This is a genomic window from Citrobacter amalonaticus, from assembly GCF_037053465.1.
In the GTDB taxonomy this organism is placed as follows: Bacteria; Pseudomonadota; Gammaproteobacteria; order Enterobacterales; family Enterobacteriaceae; genus Citrobacter_A; species Citrobacter_A amalonaticus_H.
On the sequence record NZ_JBALIF010000004.1, the window covers coordinates 38,193 to 57,325 of the forward strand.

General features: G+C 51.4%; 19 protein-coding genes. 13 read left to right on the plus strand and 6 right to left on the minus strand.

The window, feature by feature from the left end; genetic code table 11:
• The first annotated feature begins 156 nt into the window (after positions 1-156).
• The 11 genes from WB371_RS07935 to WB371_RS07985 all read left to right on the plus strand — a co-directional run bounded on the left by WB371_RS07935 (position 157) and on the right by WB371_RS07985 (position 10,183).
• Entirely contained in the window at positions 157-678 is a 522-nt protein-coding gene (locus WB371_RS07935; protein ID WP_420704033.1) for a fimbrial protein, read from the plus strand.
• A gap of 103 nt (positions 679-781) precedes the next feature.
• Complete coding sequence (locus WB371_RS07940; protein ID WP_336219536.1) at positions 782-1,315, plus strand: fimbrial protein; 534 nt, start codon at positions 782-784, stop codon at positions 1,313-1,315.
• Between the two features lie 20 nt (positions 1,316-1,335).
• The gene (locus WB371_RS07945; RefSeq protein WP_336219537.1) at positions 1,336-3,852 is read left to right on the plus strand and encodes an outer membrane usher protein; all 2,517 of its coding nucleotides are present in this window, start codon (positions 1,336-1,338) and stop codon (positions 3,850-3,852) included.
• A gap of 102 nt (positions 3,853-3,954) precedes the next feature.
• The gene (locus WB371_RS07950) at positions 3,955-4,707 is read left to right on the plus strand and encodes a fimbria/pilus periplasmic chaperone (RefSeq protein WP_336219538.1); all 753 of its coding nucleotides are present in this window, start codon (positions 3,955-3,957) and stop codon (positions 4,705-4,707) included.
• 23 nt (positions 4,708-4,730) lie between these two features.
• Positions 4,731-5,306 carry a fimbrial protein gene (locus WB371_RS07955; protein WP_336219539.1) on the plus strand — a complete coding sequence of 192 codons (576 nt, stop codon included), beginning with the start codon at positions 4,731-4,733 and terminating at the stop codon, positions 5,304-5,306.
• On the plus strand, positions 5,299-5,865 hold the full coding sequence (locus tag WB371_RS07960; RefSeq protein WP_336219540.1) for a fimbrial protein: 567 nt from the start codon (positions 5,299-5,301) through the stop codon (positions 5,863-5,865). The genes WB371_RS07955 and WB371_RS07960 overlap by 8 nt, the downstream gene beginning before the upstream one ends.
• Positions 5,866-5,875: 10 nt before the next feature.
• Positions 5,876-6,385: a fimbrial protein gene (locus tag WB371_RS07965; protein WP_336219541.1), complete on the plus strand. Its 510-nt coding sequence runs from the start codon at positions 5,876-5,878 to the stop codon at positions 6,383-6,385.
• A gap of 9 nt (positions 6,386-6,394) precedes the next feature.
• Positions 6,395-6,922, plus strand: a complete 528-nt coding sequence (locus tag WB371_RS07970) for a fimbrial protein (RefSeq protein WP_336219542.1) — start codon at positions 6,395-6,397, stop codon at positions 6,920-6,922.
• 139 nt (positions 6,923-7,061) lie between these two features.
• A complete protein-coding gene (locus WB371_RS07975; protein ID WP_336219543.1) occupies positions 7,062-7,883 on the plus strand; it encodes a fimbrial protein in 822 nt (273 codons plus the stop codon).
• A 71-nt stretch (positions 7,884-7,954) separates the two neighbouring features.
• Entirely contained in the window at positions 7,955-9,562 is a 1,608-nt protein-coding gene (locus WB371_RS07980) for a PglL family O-oligosaccharyltransferase (RefSeq protein WP_336219544.1), read from the plus strand.
• Between the two features lie 201 nt (positions 9,563-9,763).
• Positions 9,764-10,183, plus strand: a complete 420-nt coding sequence (locus WB371_RS07985) for a hypothetical protein (RefSeq protein ID WP_336219545.1) — start codon at positions 9,764-9,766, stop codon at positions 10,181-10,183.
• Positions 10,184-10,227: 44 nt separating this feature from the next.
• Here the strand turns inward: WB371_RS07985 and WB371_RS07990 are convergent, their stop codons facing one another.
• The 4 genes from WB371_RS07990 to WB371_RS08005 form a co-directional block, all read right to left on the minus strand.
• On the minus strand, positions 10,228-11,439 hold the full coding sequence (locus WB371_RS07990; protein ID WP_336219546.1) for an MFS transporter: 1,212 nt from the start codon (positions 11,437-11,439) through the stop codon (positions 10,228-10,230).
• 106 nt (positions 11,440-11,545) lie between these two features.
• Complete coding sequence (locus WB371_RS07995; RefSeq protein WP_336219547.1) at positions 11,546-11,788, minus strand: DUF2164 domain-containing protein; 243 nt, start codon at positions 11,786-11,788, stop codon at positions 11,546-11,548.
• Between the two features lie 9 nt (positions 11,789-11,797).
• The gene (locus tag WB371_RS08000; protein ID WP_336219548.1) at positions 11,798-13,081 is read right to left on the minus strand and encodes a DUF445 domain-containing protein; all 1,284 of its coding nucleotides are present in this window, start codon (positions 13,079-13,081) and stop codon (positions 11,798-11,800) included.
• Between the two features lie 50 nt (positions 13,082-13,131).
• Positions 13,132-14,058: a LysR family transcriptional regulator gene (locus tag WB371_RS08005; RefSeq protein ID WP_336219549.1), complete on the minus strand. Its 927-nt coding sequence runs from the start codon at positions 14,056-14,058 to the stop codon at positions 13,132-13,134.
• A gap of 225 nt (positions 14,059-14,283) precedes the next feature.
• Here WB371_RS08005 and WB371_RS08010 point away from each other — a divergent pair, with 225 nt between their 5' ends.
• Together WB371_RS08010 and metC are read left to right on the plus strand one after the other, a co-directional pair.
• Complete coding sequence (locus tag WB371_RS08010) at positions 14,284-15,522, plus strand: dicarboxylate/amino acid:cation symporter (protein ID WP_336219550.1); 1,239 nt, start codon at positions 14,284-14,286, stop codon at positions 15,520-15,522.
• A gap of 26 nt (positions 15,523-15,548) precedes the next feature.
• Positions 15,549-16,739, plus strand: coding sequence for a cystathionine beta-lyase (gene metC, locus WB371_RS08015; protein WP_336219551.1), 1,191 nt, complete (start codon positions 15,549-15,551; stop codon positions 16,737-16,739).
• Positions 16,740-16,906: 167 nt separating this feature from the next.
• Here metC and mdtM read toward each other — a convergent pair whose 3' ends face one another.
• Entirely contained in the window at positions 16,907-18,139 is a 1,233-nt protein-coding gene (gene mdtM / locus WB371_RS08020; RefSeq protein WP_336219854.1) for a multidrug efflux MFS transporter MdtM, read from the minus strand.
• 288 nt (positions 18,140-18,427) lie between these two features.
• On the minus strand, positions 18,428-19,108 hold the full coding sequence (locus WB371_RS08025; protein WP_336219552.1) for a LysE family translocator: 681 nt from the start codon (positions 19,106-19,108) through the stop codon (positions 18,428-18,430).
• Positions 19,109-19,133: the final 25 nt, after the last annotated feature.

Sequence of the window (19,133 nt, forward strand, 5' to 3'; positions counted from 1 at the left end):
GATCCGACCCTATTATCCAAAAATGAAGCTGTTTATATATGTTGATTATGACGGCTGATGCTTTGGCGAAATTCCTGAATAGGGCTATTTTAAAATATTATTAAGCGGCAGTCGTTATATATTATATGTTTAATTTTAGGAAGAAATTTAATGGACATGAAAAAAATCGTTATTGCAGTTGCAATAACCTCCGGTATGGCTATGAGCGCGACGCAGGCGGCTGATCAGGGGCATGGCACTGTGACTTTCGTTGGCTCAATTATTGATGCGCCTTGCTCTATTTCTCCTGACACGGTTGATCAGACTGTGAAACTGGGTGAAGTTTCAAGCGTTGCGCTGAAAAACGGCGGTACGTCTCAACCCCAACCTTTTGATATCAAACTGGAACAGTGTGATACAGCCACGCTGAAAACCGTGCAGGCCACCTTCACGGGAGCACCTTCTGTGGGTAACCCAGACCTGTTAGGGATTACCGGTACCGCAAAAGGCGCGTCTATTGCGATCACTAACGGTTCTGGTGAAGTGATTACCCTGGGAACCCCGTCACCGGCTCAAAAACTGCAGAACGGCAATAACACGCTGGCATTTTCTGCTTATCTTCAGGGTGACGGTGCTTCTGCCACCATCGTCCCGGGCAGCTTCCAGTCTGTTGCCGATTTCACGCTTTCTTATCAGTAAAAATTCGTGCGGATGTCGCAAGACATCCGCATTCATCTTGCTGTGTCATCAGCGATGTGGCGGGTACGGCAATGGTCATTGGTTAAATACATTGAGCGTGAAGATGAAACGGCGTAATAAAACCATTGTTCTTCCTTTCATGATGATGATGTGCTCGGGAAAGCTAGTATGCGCCCAGTCTATTGAGCAGGGTCGCGTCAGCATGCAAGGAAGTATCATTGATACGCCCTGTGCCATCGTCACTGATGATCTTGAGCAAACCATTGATTTGGGTATCGCCACGATGGGCGATATTGTCCAGAATGGTGAAGGAGCAGAGCATACCTTTTCGCTTCACTTTGTGAATTGTGATTCAGGCGCTGATTCTGCTTCAGGGGCTGGCTTACATGAATTTCAGACCACTTTTGATGGCCCCGCTCAGGGAGATATTTTCAATTTAAGTGGCGCTTCAGGGATTGGATTGCAAATCAGTGATGCAGCCGGAAATATCGCCTTTCCCGGAAAGCCAATGCCGTCTATTCCCCTGACGACGGATAACCAGCGCGTAGATTATACCTTGCGCTTAATGGGTAATAATCACCGGCTTAAAGCGGGTAATTTCCACTCAGTGCTGCGTTTTAAAGTTGATTACTTTTGACGATACCAATTGTGAACACGATGAAAACTTCACAAGTGAAAAATGGACTTGTCAGGGTATCCCAAAAAGCATTGAACCCAATTGTAATAAGCCTGTATTTAAGTCTGGGGCTTGCGCATGTGGTATACGCTGACGACAGCATAGAGTTCAACACCGATGTATTAGATGTTAAAGAGCGTTCAAATATTGATTTGAGTCAGTTTTCAAAGGCTGGATATTTAATGCCGGGGAAATACCAGCTCATTATCCATGTTAATAAATCAGAATTACCAGAACAGACTATTGAGTTTCTGGCACCGGATGATGATCCCAAAGGGAGTGAGGCCTGCCTGACCCCTGACGTTGTTAAACTGCTGGGCCTGAAAGAGAGTTCATTAAAGGCGGCTACCTGGTGGCATAACAACCAATGTTTCGACATCAGTTCGCTAAAAGGCGTAGTAATCCAACCGGATTTAGGCAACGGAGCGCTGTATATCAGCGTCCCTCAGGCCTATCTCGAATATACCGCTGAGAACTGGGATCCACCTTCTCGCTGGGACAATGGTATCCCGGGTATTTTGTTTGATTACAACATGAATGCCATGTCGACACGTCAGAAAGAAGGCGGAAGGAGCCAAAATATCAGTGGTAACGGTACGGCCGGGGCCAATATCGGGCCATGGCGTCTTCGTGCCGACTGGCAGGCGCAATATCTGGCGGGACAAGGCTCTGGCAATCAACGTAACTGGGACTGGAGTCGCTATTACACCTACCGCGCGATTACTTCCCTTAAGGCACAGTTGATGATGGGCGAAAACTATCTGGATTCATCGCTGTTCGACAGTTTCCGTTTTAGCGGTGTGAGTCTGGCGACGGATGATAAACAACTGCCGCCAAATTTGCGAGGTTACGCGCCTGAAGTGACGGGTGTCGCTAAAACAAACGCCAAAGTGACAATTAGTCAGCAGGGGCGCGTCATCTATGAAACAACTGTCGCGTCCGGGCCGTTTCGTATTCAGGATTTGAACTCGGCGGTCTCCGGCACGCTGGATGTAAAAGTACAAGAGCAGGACGGTAGCGTGCGGACCTGGCAGGTGGATACGTCGAATGTCCCGTATTTAACCCGGCCCGGTCTTGTGCGGTACAAAATTGCGCTTGGTAAGCCTTCTGATTATGACCATCACATACAGGGGCCAGACTTTGTTACCGGTGAGTTTTCATGGGGGATTAACAGTGGTTGGTCAATTTACAGCGGAGGCGTCTTTGCCGGTGACTATAACTCTGTGGCATTTGGTATCGGACGCGATTTACTGAACTTTGGTGCAATCGCTGTTGATATTACGCGTTCACAGGCAGAGATACCAGGGCAACAAACTCAACGCGGCAACTCATATCGTGTGAGTTATTCCAAGCGATTTGAGGAGTACGACAGCCAGGTCACGTTCGCCGGATATCGGTTCTCTGAACGTAATTATATGAATATGAGCCAGTATCTTGAGCAGCGCTATCACGATGGTGAAGACTCTGGAGACAATAAAGAACTTTACACCATCACCATGAATAAGCAGTTTCGCTCTCTGAATATAAGTGCGTATTTGAACTATAGTCATCAGACCTATTGGGATCGTGCAGCTAGCGACACGTGGAATCTTTCAGTCTCCAGCTTTGTTGATATCGGGCGTTTTAAAAATATTAACCTGAACCTTTCTGCATTCCGCACGCAGTACGACGGAACCAACGATGACGGCATGTATCTGGGGGTGACGGTTCCCTGGGGTGAGAGCGGCACGTTGAGTTATAACGGTCAGGTGAATGGCAGTGATGCCAGCCACACGGTGGGTTTTTATGACCGCATTGATGACAACAACAATTATCGCCTGAATGTCGGCACAACAAGTGATGGCGAAGGGACAGGAAGCGGCTATTTCACTCATGACGGCGACGCAGCCAGCCTGTCGGCGAATGCCAGTATGACAGGACATTCCGATAGCGCGTTGGGTATGTCACTCCAGGGCGGAATGACGGCGACGGCACACGGAGTGGCGTTGCACCGTACCAACAGCGCTGGCGGGACGCGGATGTTAGTGGATACCGATGGCGTCAGCGGTGTGCCGATTCGGGGATACGGCGGCGTCGTTCACACCAACACTTTCGGTAAAGCCGTGGTCAGTGACATTAGTAGTTACTACCACAGCAGTATCAACGTGGATCTCGATGCCCTGCCAGAAAATGTGGACGCCACACGTTCCGTCGTGGAGGGCACATTAACCGAAGGGGCTATCGGCTATCGAAAATTTGGCATTCTTGCGGGAGAAAAAGCCATGGCGATTATCAAACTCGCAGATGGTAGTTCACCGCCGTTCGGTTCGGAAGTTCGCAACGATGACAACGCTCAGACAGGGATTATTGGCGATGGCGGTAGCGTCTGGCTCGCAGGGATTCGCCCTGGAGAAAAAATGAGTGTGAGCTGGAGTGACGATCAGCAGTGCAGGATTGTTCTGCCGTCGCCATTACCGGCGCTGGGCAAAGGGCTGTTATTGCCATGCCGCCCGGAATAGAAAATGTCACAGTGGGCAAGCGCATGATGCGGTGAATTTCCCACCTGTAACCCTTAATGTTCAAGACGTTAACTCTCACTACTTTTGGAAAAGCAAACTGAAATGACAACGATCCCAAAAACAGCCCGTATGGCGCTGTGTACATTAACTCTGATTCTCCTGGCGCAACAAGCGGATGCGGCTATCGCTCTCGATCGTACCCGTGTTGTCTTTGATGGCGGGAGAAGCTCAATGAGCGTCTCGATCTCAAACCAGAATAAAACGCTGCCCTATCTGGCGCAGTCCTGGGTTGAAGATGACAAAGGTAACAAAATTGAGTCACCACTGACCGCATTGCCCCCGCTTCAGCGTGTCGAGCCAGGTGCTAAGGGACAAATAAAAATACAGGCGACAGGCAATCTGGCCTCTTTGCCTGGCGATCGCGAAACGCTTTACTACTTCAATGTGCGGGAGATCCCACCGAAAAGTAATAAACCTAATACGCTCCAGTTGGCGCTGCAGACAAGGGTAAAAATGTTTTATCGCCCGGCAAGTCTGGCGCTGGCGAAGGGGAATGAGAATGAAGCCCAGAAAAAACTGACGTTAACTCGCCAGGGCGAAGGATATGTCCTGAATAATCCGACGCCCTATTACGTCACCATTGTGGAAGCGGCTGCAACGGCAAAAGCGGAAAATGTCAGCGGCTTTAAACCTGTTATGGTCGATCCTAAAGGCAGCGTCGCGTTGGGTGGCAGCGCTTCAGCATTAGGTTCTCATCCGGTTTTGACGTTTGTGAATGACTTTGGCGGACGTCCTGAACTCAACTTTACCTGCTCAGGTAGCACCTGCACGGTCAGCAGTGTGAAAGCTGGCTAAACGTTAGTCGTCAGGAGACAGAAATGGCATCCTTCGTTAAAACGGGCTTCCTGGCAGCATCTCTTGCGTCAATCGCCTTGCCCGGTTATGGCGAAAATACCGGGGGGCAGAATGGAGAGCTGCATTTCTATGGCTCGCTGCTTGAAGGTGCCTGTCGTCTGGATATGCGTTCAGACTTTCAGGAAGTGAAGATGCCTGCTATCCCTCTCGCTGCATTGCAAAAAACTGGCGATAGCGGCCCGTCGTCGACTTTCGTCCTGCGTTTACGCGCCTGCCAGCGCAGTGGCGGAAAGATCACGGATCTGACTCGCGGCATAGTCACCTGGGATGCCATACAGCCCGTCATCACTGTCAGTTTTACCGGAGTGCTTGACCCGGATAATCCGTCACTGCTGATGATGAAAGGGATTCGGGGGGCCGGACTATTGATTCGCGACAGCAGCGGTCATCAGATTTATCCCGGCGAACGCGGGCGGCCACAGTTCGTTTCACCTGGTGACGATCAGTTGATCTATACCGTCACCCCGGTTCGTACTCAGGCGCCGCTCATTGCCGGTGAGTTTCGGACTGTGCTTGATTTTAAGGTGAATTATGACTAGTCCTCTGTCTTTGACTGGTGGGAAGAACGGGTTAAAAAGCATGATAGTGCTTTCTGCGCTCGCGCTTAGTCCGTTAGCGCTGGCGGATAAGGGCGATCAATATTCTCTCAATATCAATATTTCTGGCACCCTGGTGGCGAACGGTTCCTGTACGTTCAATCAGGGGGGAACGCTAAATGTTGATTTCGGTCCCGTCACTCTTAAAAGTGTGGGAAACAATACGGTTCAGCTTGAAGGCAATTATCAACGCCCGTTAACCAGCGATTTTACCTGTTCAGGGGATACCGCAGGCTTACTGCAAATGCGATTTACGTCCACCAGTGGCAGTTACCAAACCTATAATGGTACGCAGGTGCTGAAGACCAATAAGGGGATTATAGCAATCCAGTTGCTGGTCAACGGTGCCGCACAGAGTATGGGGCAGTGGTTTAATGTGGACCAGGCCAACGCGCCGTCATTGCAGGCACAACTGGTACAAATCAGCACATCCAACAGCAGCAACGTAGCCAGCGGTGATACGTTTTCTGCATCGGGTACGCTGACGATGGCTTTTAATTAGGGTTAACGTCATGAATAAAATGACTTTCTCTCTCGTCTCTGTGTTCTTTCTGGTTCTCGGCGTCTCACTTTCTGTTTCGGCGGCGCAAACGGGGGATGCGGTTAATTTTGAATTCACTGGCTCTTTTATTGTTTCAACTCCCTGTACGGTCAATAACGATGATGTCATGAATATTCCCTTTGGCAATGTCGGGGTTAAGCGCGTTGACGGTGTGGAATATATGCAGTCGATACCGTATGTGGTTGACTGCCATGGCGCACCCGACAACTCTCCGTTAAAACTGACCGTCAGCGGTAATGCGACTGGTTTCGACCCGGCAGCCGTCGTCACCAGTGCCAATGGGCTGGGTATTGAAATTCAGGCAAACGGGCAACCGCTGCAACTGAATAAAGCGCTCCAGACCACATTGGGGGCATTGTCTACGTTGCAACTGACGGCGGTACCCGTCAAAGATCCGGCCATCGAACTGACTGAACAGGCATTTACCGCCACAGCAACCTTAACTGCGGATTACGAATAAGGCCAAAATATGAAACAACGTTGGGGCGTAATTTTCACCTTTGTTGCTGGCATAATGCTGGCAGGTCAGGCAATGGCGGTAGAAAACAATCTGAAATTCTCTGGCACGCTGGTCAGTGAGCCCTGTGATTTAGACCCTGCAACATCGGATCTAACCGTTGATTTTAAAACGGTGATTAAAAAGTATTTATACATAAACAACCGGACAGAAAGCATCCCGTTCACTATTAATCTTATTCATTGTGATATATCCCTGGGAAGCGCCGTTATCTTCACCTTTAAAGGTGCGGAGAGCCAGTCTTTACCTGGAACATTGAGCGTCAGCGGTTCCGCCAGTGGTATTGCCATCGGCATGGAAACGCAACAGGGGGTTGCTATTCCGTTTAATCAACCCGCGCCTGCGACAACGTTGGTTAATGGCAATAATACGCTAATATTTAACGCCTATGTTGCCGGTGAACCGGAAGCAATCAAGAACCAAACCATCACGGCGGGTAATTTTACCGCTATCGCTACGTTTGAAATGAATTATCAATAATGATCTGGTCAAAGAAATTATGATGATATCTCAACGCGCTATGCTGAGAGGCATATATGAATACGCTGGTGTCCTGTTAATTTTGCTTAGTGGGTTATGGCATATCTCTGCCAATGCAAAAATCACGGGGGCTCACGGAATGGAGTATGAACCATACGAAATACTGTGTGGTGGTTCCACAGGCCCTGGAGCGGATCAGCGAATACTATTCAAAGCCAATATTTGTACGCTCACTCCTGTTCCGGACCAATATGTTCCACATTCTGGTAACTACAGAGTTGAGATAAATGCAGCCATTCAGGGCACATTCTCAACCTGGAATTTTGCCTTGACGAGTGCCGCCTATTTTGATGAAAACATCCCCATTGATCAGCAGAATATTACGGTTCATGGACAGGATTACGACCCGGGATTGCAGCCTCCTCTTACGCTGTCAATATGTTATCGACTGATCGATGAATCGGGGCAAAAGTATTATCTGAAAACAGTAGAGACAATGTACTCAAACTGCACAGGAAGCCCTCCGTTGCCGCCCACACCGCCAGAACCGCCTACGTCATGTTCAATTAATAATGGCAATGCGTTGAATGTCACTCTTGACACACTTGATCGTGCGCAGCTTGCGACAACGCCCGGGACAGGCACAGCCCGGCATATTTCAGTTCCGGTACAATGTACGGGAGAAGTTGACAGTATTCCTGTCAATATGCAGCTTAATTACACACCGCTGACGGTAAATGGCATTCAGACCGTGAAGTCATCGGCTAATGGCGTGGGTGTAGCGATTATTTATAATAATGCCCCTCTTTCGAACAGCGATATTGTACCGATTTCATTTGTTCCAGGATCTAATCAAGTTGACCTGGCATTTGAGGCGGTGCGCGATCCTGCTGTGACCATTGGGGATGTGCCAACGGGCGCATTTACGGCCAGCGCAACCGTAATAATAACACAACAGTAACGTTTACTTGATGCAGTGCGTTAGTGTTCTGCGCGGGACGTTTTCTGTGAGCCAGTTGATAAAGCCACACTATGTTTAAAATTATCATTATTATTTGCTGCATTCTGACATCCTGGTATATCCCCTCATCCGGAGGGGCCGGGGTACGGCTTGCTTACAATTTACTGTTTTTACTGCTTCTTGGCAGTGGACTTGTTTTAAGTCCTCTTTTTGCGTCTGCGCAATCCCGGATACAACCTAATAATAACTGGCTCTATATCGGTTTTCTCTGCCTTTGTGTGCCGTGGCTTTTTTATATTAAAGACGACCGTGGAAGTTTTATTTTAATTCTGGCTTTTTTCTGCTGGTGGTTAACGCAGAAATGGTACATCAGTAGGCAGGCTAAAAATAACGTAGTCTTGTTAATTTTTTTTGTTGCGTTGGCACAGTGTGTGATTGCGCTCATCCAGGTATTTTGCCCGCAGTTGGCGATGCATGTGTATGAGTACGACTGGATTAGAAATCACGGGCGACCTTACGGCATATTTCAACAGGTCAATTTACTGGCCAGTTTTCTGGCGACCGGCATTGGGTGCGGTTTTTTCTTGTTGCTGCGTGAAACAAGGAAAATCCCGGTATGTTTATACTGCACAGGGTTATCAGCCCTGACGTTTACGCTGTCTATTATTCAATCAAGAGCCGGTATAATAGGCATGTTAACTGTTCTCGCAGGTTTATGGTTTATAGCCAGGTTCAAAAATAAACGCAAAGTGATTAGCGTTTTTGTCCTCATGTCTCTCAGTTTTACCGCTGGCGCCTGGGTTGTTTCACATACTCATATCATGATCAATGGTGAAATGATCTCAATGGCCAGAGAGTTCAGGCAATCGGATAAGGCGCGGTTTTTTATCTTAAAAGCGACGCTGGTGATGATCGCGCTAAAACCGTGGCTGGGCTGGGGATATGGTACCTATGAATACGCGTTTAGCCGTTTTATTATGACACACCCACAGCCTGAATATCAGTTTGGCGTTATCACTCACCCCCATAATGAGTTGCTGTATGCGTGGTTCCAGGGAGGCATGATTGCACTGGTGGGGGTGATATTTCTGGTCATCGGCTGGATAAAAAATGTCATCGCGGAAGGGAAACATAAGGCCGCGTCAGCGGGCTATTCTCTGCTGGTTCTCCCTTTTCTGGTTCATTTAAATCTGGAATATCCGTTTTATCAGTCCTTTATTCATTTAGCGGTTTTTGTCACTCTGCTGCGTCTTGGGGAGAGAGACATTCCTGCCGGAGAGATAAAACACGCCTATCGAAAAACGATGCTGGTGAGTCTTCTCGGTGTTGCTCTAATCTCCTATAGCCTGTTGGCGTTATATACCCATAGCCAGTTAACGCATTATGAACGGGCCGGGTATATTGGCTATCCTGATGCCACGCCCTGGTATTTTGACACGCAATACGAACGTGCAAAATATGATTCCATGGTGAGTTTGCTGATTAAGTTTAACGCAACACATGACGCTAACCTGTTAAATGAATTTATGTCGCAGGCGCAGAAGTACTCTTTGCACCACAACGACAGAAATATCTGGCTAAGTATGATTTCGATTGCGCAGTATCAGGGAGAGCCGGGCAAAGCGGAGGCTCTTACGAAAGAGTACCACCTGCTCTTTCCGCAGGAAGATGCTGAATAATGTCGGTAAATGACTCTCCTCAGAAGGTGCCATCACATCAAATCATCGTATGAAACGGCGCGCGCAGACTACAACTTTCCTGGTATGGAGTGTGGTCGCAGTGTTCATAAATATTATTGTTACTTTCCTTATCGTCTTCATCGTTTTATGAACGGCCAGCTGCGGCCTGTGTAACCTCGTTAACATAAAGGTGGATGATGTATGGCTGATCGAACGCACGTTCCTCCGCTGGCTTCACGGCTGGTGAAGCGAACATCAATCAGTTCACGCGATAAATGGGCTGAAACGGATCTGTTCGTTGAGCAGGGGGTCAGGTATTTCTTTCGCGTCACCGGTAAGTGGTGCGACATGAGCCATTGTTGTGATGCGAATGGTTACCGCGCCGATTATCTGAACTTCGCCAAAGCCTGGTTGCGCTGTCATCATGATTCGGCCACCTGGTTTACGCTCATTGGCGCAATAGATAAATCGACAGACACAATGTTTGTTATTGGCGATGGCAGCCGATTAAGCAACGGCTGGATTTCGCCTCGAAATGGTGCGCTGGTGGCTTTTGCGAATGATGTCTCCGGCATGTACTGGAATAACTTTGGCTCAGTTGTGCTGGAGGTCTGGCGATAAAATGAGGGGACTGAATGTCCCCTGAATACGCTGTCACACGAAGGTCAGAGTGACTTCTGGCGCATCTCTTTGAGACGGCATGCCAGCGTCCGTTTATGTATCACACATTGTCGCGCGCTGATACCTGCGGCGATAAACAGCGCCAGCGCGCCGCACAGCGTGGCCTCTGTGATCGCCTGTGTGCCGCTGCCTAAAAGGGTGGTTAACAGCGGTCCCAGAATTTGCCCGATACCATAGGTCAGCGTCACAAACCCCAGCAGATTGATATTGCCCGGAACGCTGAGCTGGCGGGCAAGCGTCATCACCAGCGATGTGGTGCCCATAAACGTCGCGCCAAACCCAATGCTGCTCAGTACCAGTAACCAGGGTGAACCACTGGCAAGCGTCAGGATCACGCAGGCGGCCTGAATCACCAGATTCGCCGTCAGACATTGCAACACGCCCCAGCGCTTCGCCGCCCACAGCCAGGCGAAACAACCCGGAACAATCGAGACGCCGACCAACGTCCACAGATGCACCGTCAGCAGCGGAGAGCCTGCGCCTTTCGCCATGAGCGGCAAATAGGTGGCGACAATAATGTAGCCAAAACCGGCCAGGCCATAGAGAAGCGCCAACAGCCACCAGCGCATAGTCTGTTGTTCCTGTTTTGCCAGCGTCGCGGCAGGCAATGTGTGGTCGCGCGACGGGAGCAGCAGCGCCAGCAGAACTACCAGCACGCCTGAAAACGCCGCCGCCCAGCGCCATAACGCATGGGAGGTGAGGGCAAAATGTAGCCCTGCGATCACATACTCGTTACCCAGCGCAATGCCGACGCCAACGCCTGAGAACAGCGACGCAATCACGAACGGGTTACGGGTATGTTGCAATACCAGAGTGGAGCCAAAAATCAGCATCCCCGCGCTGGCTATTCCCGCCAGAAAACGCACCAGCATAATCATCGCAGGCCCGGAGAACAGCGCCATCGCAAGAATCAACGCCCCGGTTGCCACTGCCGCACTCAGAAGCATCGGGCGCAAGCGGCCAGGCAGATGAAATAGACCGAAGGAGAACAGCAGGCTGCCGACCAGATAGCCCGCGTAGTTAACGCTGGCTATCCACGACAGTTGCGTAAAAGTGAAACGTCCCTCCGCGAGCAATACCGGCAACATGGGCGTATAGAGAAAGCGGCCAATTCCCATGCCAAGCGTAAGGACCATCATCCCGAAAAGGGCCGTACTGAATGAATACCGATCTGCGCTGTGCTGCTGCTGGCTCATGCCTTACCCAGGGTTATTCTGCGAGTGATTATTTTGAGAGTAACAAATTTATAACAAATGGGTAGGGCGGGTGAAAAAATTTACCAGTGACTTTCCGCAAGGTCGGTCACTCTATTATTTTCTTCAGATCGATCTCTTCCTGAATGCGTTCGCTCCACGCAAGATGCGTACGGATTGCCTCTTCTATGCCCGCGTTATAGTACGCGGGGCCCAGTTTTTCGCTGATAAAATCGATAAAAAACTCGGCGTCAAACTGCTCAAGCTCCAGTTCGAAATGGTCGCGGCAATAGTCCGTAAGCGCATTGCGCAGACGTTCACGTTCAGCGGGTGATAAGGTGATTTCAGCCATTTTTTCTCCTTAAAAATGGGCCAGAACGGGCAACAGGGAAGGGATTTGCGACAACAGATATAACACCAGCCCGATGCTCCCGCCAACCAGCGTGCCGTTGACGCGGATAAACTGCAAATCTTTGCCGATGTTCAGTTCGATTTGGCGGGACATATCGCGGGCATCCCAACTTTTCACCGTATCGCTGATATGGCGGGTCAGAAAGGTGGCGAAGTCCGGCGCGACCCGATGCGCGGCTTGCTCCAGGTGACCGTTAAGTGAAGCGCGGAGCGCCTCATCGGCGATCAGCGTTTCGCCAAACCACTGCCCGGCGTGGGCAATTCGCTGTTTGACGCGGGAATCGTCAGCATTGATGTCGTTTTTCAGCCACTGACGTAAATCTCCCCACAGTTCGCCCAGATAACGGTTAAAGGCTTCATCCTCTTTCAGGTAATCCTTGATGCTTTCCGCCCGGTTCGCCATTTCCGGATCGTTTTTCAGTTTGTCGATAAGCCTGAATGTCGCGCGATCAAAGGCATGGCGGATCTGATGGGCGCGATCGTGGCTGATATCATCCAGCAGAGAATTGACGGCATCGGAGACCAGTTCGGCGCTGTGCTCCCCCAGCCACTCGGTGGGCAAAACCTTCGCCTTTAGCGGATGCTCGGTTTCCAGCCAGCGCACGATTTGCTGAGCGATAAAGGTTCGCGAACTGTCGCGCTGCAACAGGGCGATCAACTGCGCGATCAGCGTATCGAGCAGCACCTGGTGGCGATCGTTTTTGGTCATGCTTTCCAGCATCAGGGCGCTGGTGCCCGAAAGGTCAACCTTATCAATCGCCTTATGCACGGCGCGCTTGAGCAAACGCTGGATACGCGTATCGTCGGTCAGTTCCAGAAAACCACTCATGATCTGCAACAGATGCTGTCCAACCCGCTGCGCGTTTTCCGGTTGGCTGAACCAGTTACCGATAAGCCGTGCTGGTTCGTGGCGGCGGATCAGCGCGACCAGGGATTGCGTATCGAGGAATTTCTCCTGGACAAACTGCCCGAGATTTTCGCCGATCCGGTCTTTATTACGTGGGATAATCGCCGTATGGCGCGAAATGAAGGGGATCGGGACGCGACGAAACAGCGCCACCACCGCGAACCAGTCCGCCAGCGCACCGACCATCGCTGCTTCGGCAATGGCTTTGATTCCATTCACCCAAAAGCCGGGCGGCAGGAAAAGGGTGACGACGAATGTGGTTGCCGCGATCAGCAGTAACGAAAGCGCCAGCAGTTTGGCGCGTTTGAGTTCAGCAATTTTATCCATAGGCTTAAGGATAGAGCCAGACGGGGGGATCGTGCAAAAACAAGCGCAGATCAGTCCGGGATCCAGTTATCCCATGCGGGGAGTGTCCCCAGTTCGGCTACCAGAAAATCAATAAACGAGCGCACCTTCGGATTGCTGTATTTGCTGGGAAAATAGAGCGCGTACAGGGTGTGCGTTTCGCAGGTGATCGTACCGTCGAGCATCAGCGGGGTGATCTCCTCTTTCTGGATATGATCGCCTATCAGATAGGTGGGGAGATAGGCCACCCCCTGATCTTCAAGCACGGATTTCAGCAACACCAGACTGCTGTTCGCCTGGATCGGCATCGGTACTTTCAACTGGTGCAGGCGCTCCTGCTCATCCGCCACCTTCAGCACTGGCGTCAGGCCGGGATAGACCAGACAGTCATGATTCACCAGGTCGGCGCGGCGCTGAGGCATCCCTTTTTTCGCCAGATATCCCGGCGAGGCGCAATATGCCCAGCGGATGGGGACCAGCTTGCGCATGGCATAGTTTTGTGGTGGCGCGGTGGAAATTCGCAGGGCGATATCAAAATCGGTATCGTTGAGATTGACGAAGCCATCATTGAGATCGATATACAGATTCACATCCGGATACTGAGTGCGATATTTATCCACCAGATTGACCAGTCGGGAATAGCCGAAGGCAATCGAGCAGGTAATGCGTAATTCACCCTGCGGATTGTGATAATACCCGGACGTCGTATTTAACGTTTCATCGAATTCTTTCAGCAGTTTATTGGCGCGGTTAAATAAATATTGCCCGGCGTCGGTCAATGTAATACTGCGGGTCGTCCGTTTTATTAATGTCGTCCCCAGCGTATCTTCCATCGCCGCCAGACTTTTGCTCACCGCCGACGGTGAGACGTTGAGCTGCGCGGCGGCTTCCGATAATCCTCCGCAGTCCACAATCCGGACAAAAAACTCTAAGTGCTTGAGAGAGATGGGGGTGCTCATTGTTTCCTTTTGCTCACAAGTGATTTGCAAAAACGGTACGAATAGGCCGTTACATTCGCTTTTGAAACATGCAACTATTGAATCACAGGAAACAACGAAGTGACAAAATGAAAAAATAACAACTTAAGTGAGTTGCGTCACAAAATAATAAGGAGGAAAACCGGAACGTCATCAAATTGTGAATTTAATCTCATTTAATTTCATTCTTATAAAAAGGTACCGATTATGTGGTCACGACTCGAACCCTACAGATCGTCGATTATTTTATTACTTGCTCTGGTTGCTGGTGGCTTATTAGGCATATATGCGCCGACGTTTGCCAGTAAACTCCAGCCAATAGGTCAGATTTTCCTGAACCTGTTATTTATGATTATTGTTCCGCTGGTGGGGATCAGCGTAATGTCGTCCATCGCCAGTATGACCGACCTGAAACGCCTGGGCCGGATAATGGCGATTATCTTTATCGTCTCGATTGCAATGGCGTTTATTCCCGCTGCCGGTATTGTGGCGCTTGCCCTCTGGTACAACCCGGCGCAGGGCGTCACCATCGATCTTTCCCAGTCCGTACAGGCGGGTAGCGGCAAGATGGACTTCGTCAGTATGATCACCACCAATGATTTTATTGGCCTGTTTTCGAAGTCCAATATTCTGGCGCTGATTGTGATGGCGATTATTGCCGGTGTCGCGATTGGTCAGTCAGAGCAGGCGGGTAAACGTATTGCGTCGCTGCTGGAAGATGCCAACACCGTGATTATGAAGATCGTGTCGATCATCATGAAGGTCGCGCCGGTGGGGCTGGGTTGCTATTTTGCCGCAACGATGGCCAGCCAGGACTCCGGGCTGTTGCTCACGTTCGCCCGTGCCATTGGCCTGTTTATGGTCGCGACGCTGGCTTACTATATTTTCGGCTCCATTCTCTACTCGTACATCGGCGGGGGGATGCCGGCGGTGAAAGCGTTCTGGCGACACGCCATTGAACCGTCCGTGACGGCGCTGGGCACCTGTTCCTCATTGGGAACGCTGCCAGTCACCCTGCGCGCAGGCAAGGCGATGGGGATCAACCCGGAGATTGTGGACGTCTCGATCCCGCTGCTGGTCAACCTGAATAAAGGCGGCGTGGCGATGATCGCAGCACTGAAAATCGTCTTTATCTATTCGGTTCTGGGAATGGAATTCACCACCGAGACGTTTTTCCTGACCATGCTGATCGCCGTTCTCTCCGCGATCATTGTGGGCGGCGTGCCGGGTGGCGCCTTCCTCGGTGAGATCTTTATCGTCACCACGCTGGGGCTGCCGATGGAAGCCATCCCGATGCTGGTGGTACTGGGCACGATAACCGATGCGCCAGCGACGCTGATAAACGTGATCCATGATTTGAATGCAGCACAAATTGTCGAACGCTTTGCCGGGAAAACGTCGGTGAAGACAGAGATGAATGCGACGGCTACGGTAGCCGGGGTTTAACGCACGGACAAAGGATAAGAAAGGTTATGAAAGATTCAGTAAAACTCGAAACCCAGTTGATCATCGCCGGACGCGATAAACGCTATACCCAGGGCGCGGTAAACCCGATAATCCAGCGGGCCTCTTCGCTGGTGTTTGATACCGTCAAGGACAAAAAATTCGCCACGGCGAACCGGGCAAACGGTGAGTTATTTTACGGTCGCCGTGGCACTTACACCCACTTTGCATTCCAGAAAGCGATGAGCGAACTGGAGAATGGCGTGGGCTGCGCGCTCTACCCGTGCGGTGCGGCGGCGGTAACCAATGCGATCCTGGCGTTTGTTAAGAGCGGCGACCATCTGCTAATGACCGGTGCGGCCTACGAACCGACGCAGGATTTCTGCAATAAGATCCTGAGTAAGTTCAACGTCGAAACCACGTATTATGATCCGATGATTGGCGCGGGGATCGCCTCACTGATCCGCCCGGAGACCAAAGTGGTGTTCCTCGAATCACCGAGTTCGATCACCATGGAGGTCCAGGATGTACCGGGCATGGTGAAAGCGATCCGTGCGGTAAATCCGGAGATAGTCATTATGATCGACAACACCTGGGCGGCAGGTGTGTTGTTTAAAGCACTGGACTACGGGGTGGATATCTCCATTCAGGCTGGCACCAAGTACACGATTGGTCATTCGGATGGCATGCTGGGAACGGCGGTGTCCAATGCACGCTGCTGGGATCAATTACGTGAGAATTCCTATCTGATGGGGCAAACGCTGGATGCGGATACCGCGTACAACGGCAGTCGTGGGCTGCGTACGCTGTCGGTTCGTCTGAAGCAGCACCAGGAGAGCAGTATTGAAATTGCGCGCTGGCTGTCGGAAAGGCCGGAAGTGGCGCGCGTAAACCATCCGGCGCTGCCGGAGTGTCCGGGACACGCGTATTTCGCCCGTGATTTTACCGGCAGTTCAGGTCTGTTCTCGTTTGTGCTGAAAAAGCGGCTGACGGATGAGCAGTTAGCGAATTTCCTTGATAACTTCTCGCTGTTCCACATGGCGTATTCATGGGGAGGCTTTGAGTCACTGATTCTGGCGAACCAGCCGGAAGAGTTGAACAGCATCCGCCCGGCCGGGGAGGTCGATTTCAGCGGAACGCTGGTCAGGGTACATATTGGTCTGGAAGATGTTGGCGACCTGATTGCCGATCTTGAAGCGGGTTTTGCCCGCATTGCGTAATCCCTGTCTTGTAGGCTGCCATCCGGCGATATCGCAATGCCCGATGGCGCTGCGCTGATCGGGCCTGTGTTTTCAGGACTCGCCGATGCACCTGGCAGGTAATGATTTGTAGGCCGGATAAGGCGCAAGCCGCCATCCGGCAAGGCCCCGCATGGCGGGGCCTGTGTTCATTTCTCCGTTGCCAGTTCCGTTGCGTCATACTGGCGCACACGCGTTAACAACCCTTTCAGGGTAAATACCACCGCCACGCCGGCAATCACCGCCAGCAGGTGAAACGGGATCCGCCCACCGTTAAACCACAGTCCGCGACCGATTTCGACGGAAACGGCCATCACCGCCAGGATCACCATGTTCAGCGAGGCCGACACGGTGCCTTTCGGCAGGTTGTTGGTGAATAGCGTGAAGCGGAACAGCGTCGGGAAGATAAGCCCAATGCCAAACGCATACAGGCTGGTGCCCAACACCGACCACAGCCACACGTGAGGCCACAGCAGATTCCCGGCAATCAACACAAACAGGCCGCTGAGTTGTATCGGCGCTGCGCGCCAGATAAAGCGCGGCGCGGTGGGATCTTTCACAAAGCGAGCGACGATCATGTTTGCCACGATCACCGCGCCAAAGACCGGAACCTGCGCCCAGGCAAACTGTGAGGTGGTCATACCGCCCGCGTCAATCAGGATCACCGGTGAAACGGCAACCCAGCTCATCATCGGGATGTAACTTAATGACAGCGTCGCCGCACCAAAGAGGAACACGCGGTTGCGAAAGACATCGCGGAAATCGCGCAGCACACTGATTGCGCTAAACGGCACCGCGCCACGCTTCACCGTTTCCGGCATCGCCAGTAACAGGCCGATAAAGGCGATAAATCCCATGACCGCAATAATGCCAAACAGCACCTTCCAGTGGACGAAATGCATGAGTGCTGCGCCGGAAAGGGGGCCAATAATCGGCGCCACCAGCACGATAGAGGTGATAATTGCCATCAGTTTGATGGCTTTCGTCTGCCCGAACGCCTCCTGCACCGTCACGTAACCTACCGTCGCGATAAAACAGATACTGGTGCCCTGCACCACGCGCGCCAGCAGAAACTGCGTCATTGAGGTGGTGAAAAGCGTGGCGGTACAGGCGAGGGCAAAAATGAGCGTTCCTGTAATCAGTACCGGACGACGGCCGATTCGGTCGGAAAGCGGCCCCAGCAGCCATTGCAGCGCCATGCCCCCGGCAAGATAAAGGCTGACTGCCGCCGGTGCCAGGCTGACATCGGCATTAAACTCACGGACGACGTTGATGATGCCGGGCTGTATCAGGTCCGTCGACAGGTAGGCGGCAAAATCGTACAAAATCAGCGCCATCGGAAAGAACAACGTCGTGGCGTGCCGCGAGAAAAAACCAGAAATCCGTTGCATATAAAACGCACTCCATGTGGAGAATCCCGAAACGGGAACCGTGAAATTCAATACCGTCGCATGGACGTCAGGCAGAAGACGGGAATAAAACAAACTGCGGATGTACCGAATTTCATGTCATCAATAGCGCTGTCCGCGAATCAACACAGACAGAGAAACACACTCTGATATTCGTCAGAATGTGTGACGATTACACATGAGAATCAGCACATTACACCTCGGGAACAATAAGTCGAATAGAAAATATACACGTTAAGTATCATTAAATTTTGATATTCATCAAGAAAAATGGCCTGATTCATTCAGTATGGAAATGAGAAAAGCGTAGCAAAAACGTCCGATGATCCCGCAACCAAAAGCGATCAACACGGCACCGGCAATACGCTCGATCCAGACAATCCCTCGGCTTAAACGACGCTGAACCACGGGCAGCCCAATCCCCATCACGATCAACAGATCCCAGAACAGCACTATGCTGGTCATCCAGACGCCGCTGACGGTTTGTTGTACCAGCGTCACTGAAGGGCCTAACAAGGCGGTCATCAACGCCAGGTAAAAGAGCGCATTCTTCGGGTTAAGCAATGACGAACCAAGCCCCAACAGAATCTGTCTACCTGGACCTGGGCGTGTCGGCTGGGCTTCTTTACCCGTTAACGCCTGCGGACGACTGCGTACCAGCAGGCTGCCAATCCACAGCAAATAGAGCGCGCCAGGCAGCTCTATCAGGGTAAACAGCAGCGGAAGCTCGCGCAGGATCCCCCAGCCAACGATAGCCAGCAGGATATAGATGCCGTTTCCGGCAGCGATACCCAGGCACAGTCCGGCGCTGCCGCGCAGTCGGTAGCGTACCGCATAACCCACCAGTAAAAAGAAATCCGGTCCGGGGCTGAGCAGCGCCACAAAATGCGCTAACGCCAGCGCGGGAAATGCAGGGGGAAAGAGTACAGACAACCGTTCCATAGTGACCTCAGTGTGTAAATCTGAC

Bases quoted from the DNA above. Each gene is read 5' to 3' on its own strand.
- WB371_RS07935 (WP_420704033.1), top strand. From the start codon at position 157: ATGAAAAAAATCGTTATTGCAGTTGCAATAACCTCCGGTATGGCTATG.
- WB371_RS07940 (WP_336219536.1), top strand. From the start codon at position 782: ATGAAACGGCGTAATAAAACCATTGTTCTTCCTTTCATGATGATGATG.
- WB371_RS07945 (WP_336219537.1), top strand. From the start codon at position 1,336: ATGAAAACTTCACAAGTGAAAAATGGACTTGTCAGGGTATCCCAAAAA.
- WB371_RS07950 (WP_336219538.1), top strand. From the start codon at position 3,955: ATGACAACGATCCCAAAAACAGCCCGTATGGCGCTGTGTACATTAACT.
- WB371_RS07955 (WP_336219539.1), top strand. From the start codon at position 4,731: ATGGCATCCTTCGTTAAAACGGGCTTCCTGGCAGCATCTCTTGCGTCA.
- WB371_RS07960 (WP_336219540.1), top strand. From the start codon at position 5,299: ATGACTAGTCCTCTGTCTTTGACTGGTGGGAAGAACGGGTTAAAAAGC.
- WB371_RS07965 (WP_336219541.1), top strand. From the start codon at position 5,876: ATGAATAAAATGACTTTCTCTCTCGTCTCTGTGTTCTTTCTGGTTCTC.
- WB371_RS07970 (WP_336219542.1), top strand. From the start codon at position 6,395: ATGAAACAACGTTGGGGCGTAATTTTCACCTTTGTTGCTGGCATAATG.
- WB371_RS07975 (WP_336219543.1), top strand. From the start codon at position 7,062: ATGGAGTATGAACCATACGAAATACTGTGTGGTGGTTCCACAGGCCCT.
- WB371_RS07980 (WP_336219544.1), top strand. From the start codon at position 7,955: ATGTTTAAAATTATCATTATTATTTGCTGCATTCTGACATCCTGGTAT.
- WB371_RS07985 (WP_336219545.1), top strand. From the start codon at position 9,764: ATGGCTGATCGAACGCACGTTCCTCCGCTGGCTTCACGGCTGGTGAAG.
- WB371_RS07990 (WP_336219546.1), bottom strand. From the start codon at position 11,439: ATGAGCCAGCAGCAGCACAGCGCAGATCGGTATTCATTCAGTACGGCC.
- WB371_RS07995 (WP_336219547.1), bottom strand. From the start codon at position 11,788: ATGGCTGAAATCACCTTATCACCCGCTGAACGTGAACGTCTGCGCAAT.
- WB371_RS08000 (WP_336219548.1), bottom strand. From the start codon at position 13,081: ATGGATAAAATTGCTGAACTCAAACGCGCCAAACTGCTGGCGCTTTCG.
- WB371_RS08005 (WP_336219549.1), bottom strand. From the start codon at position 14,058: ATGAGCACCCCCATCTCTCTCAAGCACTTAGAGTTTTTTGTCCGGATT.
- WB371_RS08010 (WP_336219550.1), top strand. From the start codon at position 14,284: ATGTGGTCACGACTCGAACCCTACAGATCGTCGATTATTTTATTACTT.
- metC (WP_336219551.1), top strand. From the start codon at position 15,549: ATGAAAGATTCAGTAAAACTCGAAACCCAGTTGATCATCGCCGGACGC.
- WB371_RS08025 (WP_336219552.1), bottom strand. From the start codon at position 19,108: ATGGAACGGTTGTCTGTACTCTTTCCCCCTGCATTTCCCGCGCTGGCG.